Raw genomic sequence first — 9,792 nt, 5'->3', positions numbered from 1 at the left:
GGCGGGTGCTGAATGTTTTTAGTTTCTCCGGCGGGTTCTCCGTTTATGCAGCGCGGGGGGGCTGTCGGGAGGTTACGAGTCTGGATATCAGTGCCCATGCCCTCGCCTCTGCCCAACGCAATTTCAGCCACAATCCTGGCTTGACGACAGACCACCACCTGATGCAGGGTGACGCTTTTGCAGAACTGACCCGGCTTGCCCAAGGCGGGGTAGCGTTTGATGCAGTCATCCTCGATCCGCCCTCTTTTGCGCCCCGTCACCAGAACCGTCCCCAGGCGTTAGCGTCTTACCGCCGCATCATCCAGTTAGGACTACGGGTTTTGGCACCGGGGGGATTACTCGTTGCGGCTTCTTGTTCGGCCCATGTGACGGCCTTGGAGTTTCAGGAACTCGTGGCGGAGGTTTTGGCAGTGCGGGGGTTTCGGTTATTGGACTTCACGGGTCATGCCCTAGACCATCCGGTGACGTTTCTCGAAGCAAATTATCTCAAGTGTTGGTTTGGCTATGTCGAGTAATATTTACTACCTTCAAGGTCTTCTGCCTGTAGATGGAGCCGGTTAACTAGAGACCATCGAATACTTGACAGGTACCCAAGTTTCCAAAAAAGAGTGGTTATGGCGGGAGTAACGAGGCGGTCTGGGTGCTGGCGAGGCCCAAAGCGGCGAAACCCACTTACTCAGCAGACTTGGCAACTCCTGAACCAACAAGCTAAACAACTCGGTCTCTCGGGTGAGGGATTAATCCAGCAACTCCTCCGGGGTGCAAGTAATCTGCCCGAGCAGACTGATTATCCACGGTTTCTCTATCATTTACCCGCGCTATTTGCCGTCGTCCGGGGGTTGGAACAACGTTTTGTTTTTGCTAACTTGCTTTATCTGCAAACCAGCGGACGGACACCTGATACTATTGGTCGCACCCTCTCAGAAGTTTTCCCGGAACTTGCTGACCAACCTTATTTCACGATGTTGAACCGGGTGTATTGCATGGGCGAGACCTGCCATCAGGAGGAAGCTCTGGTGCGTTGGGAGCGCGGCGGACAACAGGTAGAGGCTTACTTCAACTTTATGTTCAGTCCCTTCACAGATGAGCAAGGGCAGATCCAGGGGGTCCTCATCCAAGGGGTGGAGGTCACAGTGCAGGTGCAAGCCCGCCAGCAAGCGGAGGAGGCCCAACAGCATTTTCGTGAACTGGCGGAGACCTTAGCCCAGCAAGAGGCGCGTCAACGGTTTCTCGCTGCGGCTAGTACGGTCTTGACTGCATCTTTGGACTACACCAAGACCCTGGCGAATCTAGCCCAATTGACCGTGCCCTTCCTTGCCGATATCTGTCTGATTCATATGGTTACTGAGGACAATGAGATCAAACAAGTAGCGGCGGTAAGTATTCATCGTCAGCCGGAATTACTGAGCCAACAAGAACCATTCCACCAACTGATCGGCGAAGCCATCGCGACCAAGGAGGCGCGTTTTGTACCCCAGACGCCAAAGGCACTGAGACCCGTTCAGTCCTATATCATTACGCCTTTGGTGGCGCGGGGTAGTGCTTTGGGAGTGATTACCTTATTGACGACTGGGCAACGCGTCTACGACCAGCTAGATTTCGATTTGGCCCAGGACCTTGCCCGTCGGATCGCCAGCAATCTCGATAATGTCCGTCTCTACCGCAAAGCCCAGGAGGCCAACCGGGTCAAGGATGAATTTTTGGCGACGGTCTCCCACGAACTCAGGACCCCCCTCAACGCCATCCTCGGTTGGACCCAAATCCTCCGGCGTTCCAAGCTCGATTTCACAGCTCAGGAACGCGCCTTGGCAACAATTGAGCGCAACGCCCGGGCCCAGAACCAACTAATTGAAGATATCCTCGATGTCTCGCGGATCATCACGGGCAAGCTGAAATTACAACGGCAGTTACTCTCCTTGGTGGCTGTGATTGAGGGAGCCTTGGCTTCGGTCCAACTCAGTGCGGATAATAAGGGCATTCACCTCGTCACGGCCCTAGATGCCATAGGCCAGGTGCTGGGCGACAGTAACCGCCTCCAGCAGGTGGTCTGGAACTTACTTACTAACGCCATTAAATTTACGCCCGCCGGTGGCGAAGTGCTAGTGCAACTAGAGACTGTGGACGATGAAGCCGTGATCACGGTCAGCGACACGGGTCAAGGGGTTGCGGCTGAATTCCTACCTTATATTTTTGACCGTTTCCGGCAGGCCGATAGCTCTAGCACCCGCCACTACGGGGGATTGGGGTTGGGACTCGCTATCGTCCGCAATCTCGTCGAACTCCACGGCGGTCGGATCTACGCCACTAGTGCCGGGGCAGGTTGCGGGATGACCTTTACCGTCCATTTCCCTTTGGCCCAGACCACCGTCCCTGCTGTCCGCAAGGTCCCCCCCTCCTCCCGTCCCAGTCAAACCCTCGTCGGGGTCCGGGTCCTTGTGGTAGATGATGAACCCGATGCCCGCGACCTCGTCGGGATGGTTCTGGAGGAAGCGGGAGCCGCTGTCCGCACCGCCGGGTCTGTGGCCCAAGCCCTAGAGGTAATTGCGAGTTGGTTACCGGATTTGCTCTTGAGTGATATCGCTATGCCCGGTGAGGACGGCTATATCTTACTTCAAAAGATCCGAGCGGGTGGCACCGACCTCCCGGCAGTGGCCCTGACCGCCCATACCCGTCAAGAAGACCGCGCCCATGCTCTAGCGGCGGGCTACCAACGCCACCTCCCTAAACCCGTCGAACCCTTGGAACTGCTCACGGTGGTCACGCGCTTAGTCGGGCGGGCCTGAGGTTTGCGTGGCTAGGGGCGGTGGCGTAAGGCGGAGGCTGCGTTTACGGAGCAGACCATACTCGATGCCCTCAGCGACAGCTTGGTAGGAGGCTTCAATGATATTGGGGGAGACTCCGACGGTGTGCCAGCGGTCTTCGCCGTCGCTTGACTCGATGAGGACACGGGTTTTGGCGGCGGTCCCACTGGGGCTGTCGAGGATACGGACTTTGTAATCGGTCAACTTGAAGTCGGCAACCTCGGGGTAAAACTTGCTCAATGCCTTACGGAGGGCGTGGTCGAGGGCGGCGACAGGACCATTGCCCTCAGCGGCGACATGGTAGGGCTGGTCATCGGGTCCGACACGGACCTTGACGGTGGCCTCTGAACAAACTGACTGGTCCGGGAAGGTCTGGGAAGTCACCCGGAAACCCTCCAAGGTGAACCAGAGTTGGCGATTCTGGAGTCCCTCATAAACCAATAGGGCAAAACTCGCCTCCGCTGCCTCAAACTGATAGCCTTCGTGCTCTAGGGCTTTGACGCGCTGCAAAATCGCCCGGACGCGGGGATCGCCGCGCTCTAGCATTAACCCCAGGTCCTTAGCTTTGGTCAGGATATTGCTGACCCCAGCCTGTTCGGAGATGACCACACGGCGGCGGTTGCCCACCAAGTCGGGGTCGAGGTGTTCGTAGGTGACGGGGTTTTTGGTGACGGCACTGACGTGGATACCGCCTTTATGGGCAAAGGCCGAGGAGCCGACAAAGGGCCAGTGTTCATCCGGGGCCAGATTCACGACTTCACTGACGAACCGAGCAACTTCGGTCAGTTGGCTGAGGTGGCTGGGCGGTAGACAGGGGTAGCCTAGTTTGAGCTGGAGGTTGGGCAGGAGCGTGCAGCGGTTGGCGTTGCCGCAGCGTTCCCCATAACCATTGATCGTGCCTTGGACCATCCGGCTCCCCGCTGCCACGGCAACGAGCGCGTTGGCGACGGCAGTCCCGCTGTCATTGTGGGTATGGATACCCAAGGGCGTTTCCCAGGAACCCATTTGGCTGAAGGCAGTTTGGATATCACTGGGGAGCATTCCGCCGTTGGTATCACAGAGAACGAGCCATTCCGCCCCAGCTTGGGATGCGGCCTGGAGGGTGGCTAGGGCGTAGGCCGGATTGTGGCGTAGGCCATCGAACCAGTGTTCAGCGTCATAGATGACTCGGCGGCCTTGGCTTTTGAGGTAGCTAATCGTGTCCTGGATCATCCTTAAATTTTCGTCAAGCGTGGTATTCAGGCTCTCGCGCACATGGAGGTCCCAGGACTTACCAAAAATCGTTACCCAGTGGGTCCCAGCGGCGAGGACATGGCTCAACAGTTCGTCTTGGTGGGCCGCGCAACCGGGACGACAGGTCGAGCAGAAGGCCACGACTTGGGCTTGGCGGAGGGGATTTTTTTTGAGTTCCCAGAAGAACTGCACGTCCTTAGGATTGGCACCGGGCCAGCCGCCCTCAATGAAATGGACGCCCAGACTATCGAGCCGACGGGCGATCCGAATCTTGTCAGCGACGGAGAGGCTGAGACCTTCGCGCTGGGCACCGTCGCGCAGGGTGGTATCGTAAACCGTGATCGGATGCACCGGGCCACCGGGTGGAGTTGTAGCCTATGGTACAACAATGGACGCAACGGTTGGGGCGGCCCCTAGTCCTCGGGCACCGGGGAGCGATGGGTCACGCGCCGGAAAATACACTACTAGGCTTTGAAGTTGCGCTGGCCCTGGGTGCGGCGGCGGTGGAATTGGATGTCCAACTTGCTGCCGATGGGGTGGTGGTGATCCATGATGAGACCGTGGACCGGACTACCAACGGACGGGGGGCGGTGGGGGATTTGACTGTGGCCCAACTGCAAACCCTAGATGCGGGCAGTCATTTCAAACCAGAGTTTGCCGGGGCGGTGATTCCTACCTTAGAAGAGGTGTTGGTCTGGGCCAAAGACCGCTTACCTGTGGTGATTGAACTGAAATTCACTGCCCGCATTGAGCGATTGACCCAAGCTTGTCTTGAGGTGGTAGACCGTTTAGAGATGAGCTCCAAGGTTGTATTTATTTCCTTTGATCATCAAGCCCTGTGGGAGATCAAACAACAACGACCTACCTGGGAGACGGGAATTTTGTATGTGGGGCGGGTGATGGACCCGGCGGGGCTAGCGCGGAGTGCCCAAGCGGACGGATTGATGCCTAATTTTCATTACCTGACCCCGGACCTAGTTCACCAAGCCCACCAAGCCGGACTTTGGGTCAGCACTTGGACCCCCAACACCGAGCTTGAACTACAACGAACTATTGCGCTGGGTGTAGACATGATGGCAACTAATTACCCGGCTCGTTTGCGGGCGTTGTTGGGATAAGGGCGATGTAAGTAGAGACACGAAATTTCACGCTCTACGCTTTTCCCCCTTTGAGGGGGGCTAGGGGGATCGCTTTCTCTACGCACTGGGGTAGATAGTGAATTTTGGGGAGCCAGATAATATTTTGGGGAGCGAGTTACGCGCTCTTTCGTCATGAGGTTGTTATGCAGAGTGAAGAGTCGCGTCCGACTGCTCAAGAGATCCCCGCCCAGCAGTTGCCCTACCCAGCAAGTCAGGAAGATATGGTCCCCAAGCCGGATACGGACTTGGCAAATTACCGGGCGGCGGGGAAGCTCAAGGGCAAGGTTGCCCTCGTAACGGGTGGCGACTCGGGGATTGGTCGGGCGGTCGCCCTGGCTTTTGCCAAGGAAGGGGCGGATGTGGCAATTTTTTATAACGAACATGATGATGATGCCCAAGTGACCTGTGGCCTAGTTGAGGCGGAAGGGCGCAAGTGTCTGCCCCTTAAAGGTGATGTACGCGAGGCCGCGCAGTGCCGTCATGCCGTAGAGCAGACCGTCGTGCAACTCGGACATCTCAATATTTTGGTCAATAATGCAGCTTACCAGATGGCTCAGGAACGGTTTGAAGATATTAGTGAAGAGCAGTTCCGCCGTACTTTTGAGACGAATATCTTTGGTTATTTCTATATGGCGCAGGCAGCGTTGCCCTATCTCACGGCGGAGGATTGCATTATCAATACCGGGAGTATTGTCGGGCTGGTCGGGAATGAGTTGCTAGTGGACTACTGTGCCAGTAAGGGAGCGATTCATGCCTTTACTAAAGCTCTAGCCTTGAACTTGGGAGAACGGAAGATTCGCGTCAACGCTGTCGCGCCTGGTCCTGTCTGGACGCCCGCTATCCCGGCGACGATGCCCGCATCAGAAGTTGAGAATTTCGGACATGAGGTGGCGTTGAGTCGTCCCGGTCAGCCCGAGGAATTGGCTCCGGTCTATGTGTTCTTGGCTTCTCAGGATGCGAGCTTTGTTACGGGCAGTATCTATGAGGTGACGGGCGGGAAGACTTCTAGTAGTTAGGATGTAGTGGTTTTTGTCGTGTCCTCGGGAGCTTGGTCTTGTCTTCAACGAATTCTTACCCCCTGGGTTTGATACGGGCGTTACTTGAGACGAGCTTGGTGACTCCCCAGACTCGTGCGGTGCTGATAGAACGATTGCAAGGGCAGGAGCAGCAGGCTTGGCAGGTGTTTGAGCCGGAGTTGGTAACGACTTTGCAAATAGTGGTGGCACGGTTGGTGAGTCCGGCTTTGGACCTGGCTGAGGCAGTGGACCGACGGCTAGCCTCGGGACAGGGTGATGGTTGGCGGTATAACACGATGCCCCCAGACCTTGAGGCGCATCAGTCGGGGCTGAGAGGGATTGAGGAGAGTGCGCGATTGATGTTTGGGCAGTCCCTCGCTGAGTTGGCGGTCACAGAACAAGATGCAGTCCTAGAGGCAGTCCGCACGGGTCAAGCTCCGGGCAAAGTGTGGCAACAACTCCCGGCCCAACGGTACTTCACCGACCTGCTGACCGAGTTATGCGAGAACTATTACAGCCATCCCCTGACCCAGGAAAAAATCGGCTATGTGGGGATGGCAGACGGGCGGGGCTGGCAGAAGCTCGGCCTAGACCAAAAAGAGGACTGGGAACCGGAGGAGGGGGCGACGGATTATACGGTACCTGACGATGAACCGGGCGCGACTTATCAGGTCCCACACCCAATGCCACCCACCGCCCTAGCTGAAGTGGATGTAGTAGTCATTGGCACGGGGGCGGGAGGTGCGCCCTTGCTAGCGCGGCTGGCTCAAGCGGGTTTCTCGGTAGTGGCCTTGGAAGCAGGTGAACACTGGCAACCCGACCGGGATTTCGCCACCGACGAGCGGGCTCAAACCAAACTTTTTTGGAATGACGAACGGCTGAGTGCGGGTCAAGACCCGGTGGCTTTTGGTAGCAATAACTCGGGCACGGGCGTCGGGGGTTCGACGCTGCATTACACCGCCTATGTGCCAAGGCCCCAGCCCGATGATTTCACCTTGCACCAAGACTCCGGGGCGGGCGTGGACTGGCCCTTGAGTTACTGGGACCTAGAACCTTACTACGATGAGGTGGAACGCATCCTCGGCGTGTCGGGACCTTCACCCTATCCCTGGGGACCCGAGCGGACGCCCTATCCCCTGGCTCCCCTCCCGCTCAATGGGGCCGCGCAGTTGATGGCGCGGGGTTGTCGGGCCTTGGGGCTGCGGACGGCTCCGGCGGCGAACGCGGCCTTATCGGCTCCCTATTTCCAGGCAGGTATCGGTTGGCGGCGGGCTTGCACCAATCGTGGGTTCTGTCAGGCGGGCTGCACCACGGGTGGCAAGGCGAGTATGGATGTCACCTTTATTCCCTTAGCCATAGCTCACGGTGCCGAAGTGCGCTCGGGTTGTTTCGTGACCCAGATTGAGACCGATCCCCAGGGCCGGGTGACAGCGGTGATTTACCAACGGGGCGATCAGGAGGAGCGGCAACCCTGTCGGGCACTTTTTTTGTGTGCCGGGGCCATCGAGACCCCGCGTTTATTGTTGCTAAATGGGCTGGGCAACCAGAGTGGGCAGGTGGGCCGCAACTTCATGGCCCATCCGGGGATGCAAGTCTGGGGCCAGTTCCCGGAATCGGTGCGGCCCTACAAAGGGATTCCCGGCGGGCTGATCTCTGAAGACACCCATCGGCCTACGGATGCAGATTTCGTGGGGGGTTATCTGTTGCAGAGTATCGGGGTCATGCCCGTGACCTATGCTTCCCAGGTGGCGCGGGGGTCAGGGTTATGGGGTGAAGCCTTACACAGTCATATGCAGGGCTATAACCACACAGCGGGGATCAATATCTTGGGGGAGTGCTTACCCTACGACCATAACTATCTGGAACTCGCAACGGAACTCGATGGACGGGGCTTACCCAAGCCGCGCATCCACTTCACCAACGGCGAGAATGAGCAACGCATGAATGCCCACGCCGAGAACCTGATGCAGGCGATTTGGCGGGAAGCGGGGGCCGAGACGACTTGGACTTTTGCCCGTAATGCCCACATCATCGGGACCTGTCGCATGGGGCTAGACCCGACGCAAGCAGTGGTCAACCCCGAGGGCCGGGTCTTTGAGGTGCCCAACCTCTATATCCTGGACAATTCAGTTTTTCCCAGTGCGTTGAGTGTCAATCCGGCCCTGACGATCATGGCCTTGGCCCTACGGACAGCGGATTGTTTTATTGCGCGTACCCGTCGTGGTGAGGTTTAAGATGAAAAGCTTCCTAGAAATCATTCAGGACCGCTATCAGGATGGACAGTACCCCGGCGACCAGTACGGGGGTGCGGCAGGGGGCGATGGGCGCGGTCTGCCGACGGGGGACTCGCGCAACTTTATGTTTGCCACGGGGATTGAGTGTTCCTATCCGACGATTGAACAGGGCCGGGTGCGGCGCGATCTCTTGGCGGAGTGCGGACATTATCAGCATTGGCGCAAGGATTTGCAGTTGGTCAAAGATTTGGGCTTGAATGTGTTGCGCTACGGTCTGCCCTACCACACCGTTCATCTAGGTCCCAAACGGTATGACTGGAGTTTCTGTGATGAGGTGATGCAGGAGATCCGCCGCTTGGAGATCGTCCCGATTCTGGACCTCTTGCACTTTGGGGTCCCGGACTGGTTGGGGAATTTCCAGAACCCAGAGTTGCCGATCCATTTTGCTGAATACTGCGGGGCGGTGGCCCAGCGTTACCCCTGGGTCCGCTACTATACGCCCGTCAATGAGATTTTTGTGACCGCCCGGATCAGTGGTCGCGATGGTCTCTGGAATGAACAACTCAAAACTGACCAGGGTTTCGTGACCGCCCTCAAACATATCGTTGCCGCGAGTATCCTCGGTACCCAGAGTATCGCGCAGCACCGCCCAGACTTGGTGGTGGTCCAGAGTGAGAGCGCGGAGTATACCCACGATGCCCATGTCGTCCCCTCGGCCCAAGTCAAGCTAGAAAATAAGCTCCGGTTTCTATCCCTGGACCTGCTCTATGCCCACCCGCCCGACGCCGATGTCTGTATGTTCCTGATGGATAACGGGCTGACTCGCGCTGAGTATAACTGGTTCATGGCAGGAGAGCCGCCCGGATATCAGGTGATGGGGAATGATTACTACGGGCGTAATGAGCGGATTCTTTTGCCCAATGGCAAGATGAGTCAGGGCGAGGACGTAATGGGTTGGTACCAGATTACCCGCGAATATTACGACCGTTACCGCAAACCCGTCATGTGTACCGAGACCAATATCTTCGATGCTGAGAAAGCTCCCGACTGGCTCTGGAAACAATGGATTAACATTTTGCGAATCCGGCACGACGGCATCCCGGTACTGGGATTCACTTGGTACAGTCTGATTGACCAAGTGGATTGGGACAGTGCTCTGGCCCAAAAACTGGGCAATATCAATCCCTGTGGTCTCTATGACCTCCAACGCAATCCCCGCCCCGTCGCCCAAGCCTACCGCGACCTCTTAATGGAGTTCGGACAAATAACCATCATCCCCCACGCCGAAATGTTCGAGGTCACTGACCGCCCCGCTAACCTCAAAGTTGAGGTTTGAAAAAGCTCGACGACCCCGCTACCATAGAGCTAA

The 9,792-nt window shown here is 57.3% G+C and carries 7 protein-coding genes and 1 pseudogene; 7 read left to right on the top strand and 1 reads right to left on the bottom strand.

The features are described from left to right. Positions 1-515 (top strand): class I SAM-dependent methyltransferase (locus tag HFM78_RS12640; protein ID WP_287129806.1); only part of this gene is annotated, 515 nt, incomplete at its 5' end. 99 nt (positions 516-614) lie between these two features. Beyond that, positions 615-2,783, top strand: coding sequence for an ATP-binding protein (locus tag HFM78_RS12635; RefSeq protein WP_287129805.1), 2,169 nt, complete (start codon positions 615-617; stop codon positions 2,781-2,783). Here the strand turns inward: HFM78_RS12635 and cimA are convergent. Continuing rightward, positions 2,766-4,385, bottom strand: a complete 1,620-nt coding sequence (cimA, locus tag HFM78_RS12630; RefSeq protein ID WP_287129804.1) for a citramalate synthase — start codon at positions 4,383-4,385, stop codon at positions 2,766-2,768. The two genes, HFM78_RS12635 and cimA, sit on opposite strands and share 18 nt — an antisense overlap. Before the next feature lie 26 nt (positions 4,386-4,411). Between cimA and HFM78_RS12625 the strand changes: the two genes are divergently transcribed. The 5 genes and pseudogenes from HFM78_RS12625 to HFM78_RS12610 all read left to right on the top strand — a co-directional run bounded on the left by HFM78_RS12625 (position 4,412) and on the right by HFM78_RS12610 (position 9,759). After that, a complete protein-coding gene (locus tag HFM78_RS12625; protein WP_287129803.1) occupies positions 4,412-5,152 on the top strand; it encodes a glycerophosphodiester phosphodiesterase family protein in 741 nt (246 codons plus the stop codon). Positions 5,153-5,316: 164 nt separating this feature from the next. Further along, positions 5,317-6,189: an SDR family oxidoreductase gene (locus HFM78_RS12620; RefSeq protein WP_287129802.1), complete on the top strand. Its 873-nt coding sequence runs from the start codon at positions 5,317-5,319 to the stop codon at positions 6,187-6,189. Between the two features lie 98 nt (positions 6,190-6,287). Next, a pseudogene (locus HFM78_RS16390) lies at positions 6,288-6,725 on the top strand (gluconate 2-dehydrogenase subunit 3 family protein); the annotation flags it as partial. A 147-nt stretch (positions 6,726-6,872) separates the two neighbouring features. After that, positions 6,873-8,423 carry a GMC family oxidoreductase gene (locus HFM78_RS12615; protein ID WP_396032657.1) on the top strand — a complete coding sequence of 517 codons (1,551 nt, stop codon included), beginning with the start codon at positions 6,873-6,875 and terminating at the stop codon, positions 8,421-8,423. Position 8,424: 1 nt separating this feature from the next. Then, positions 8,425-9,759 (top strand): family 1 glycosylhydrolase, encoded by a 1,335-nt coding sequence (locus HFM78_RS12610; RefSeq protein WP_287129800.1) that lies wholly within the window; start codon positions 8,425-8,427, stop codon positions 9,757-9,759. The last annotated feature ends 33 nt before the right edge of the window (positions 9,760-9,792 follow it).

This window comes from Candidatus Cyanaurora vandensis, from assembly GCF_013285555.1.
Taxonomy (GTDB): domain Bacteria; phylum Cyanobacteriota; class Cyanobacteriia; order Gloeobacterales; family Anthocerotibacteraceae; genus Cyanaurora; species Cyanaurora vandensis.
This window is presented reverse-complemented; position numbering and strand designations above follow the sequence as displayed.

Excerpts from the sequence above, each read along its gene's own strand:
- HFM78_RS12635 (WP_287129805.1), top strand. The coding sequence starts at position 615 with ATGGCGGGAGTAACGAGGCGGTCTGGGTGCTGGCGAGGCCCAAAGCGG.
- HFM78_RS12615 (WP_396032657.1), top strand. The coding sequence starts at position 6,873 with ATGCCACCCACCGCCCTAGCTGAAGTGGATGTAGTAGTCATTGGCACG.
- HFM78_RS12620 (WP_287129802.1), top strand. The coding sequence starts at position 5,317 with ATGCAGAGTGAAGAGTCGCGTCCGACTGCTCAAGAGATCCCCGCCCAG.
- HFM78_RS12610 (WP_287129800.1), top strand. The coding sequence starts at position 8,425 with ATGAAAAGCTTCCTAGAAATCATTCAGGACCGCTATCAGGATGGACAG.
- HFM78_RS12625 (WP_287129803.1), top strand. The coding sequence starts at position 4,412 with ATGGTACAACAATGGACGCAACGGTTGGGGCGGCCCCTAGTCCTCGGG.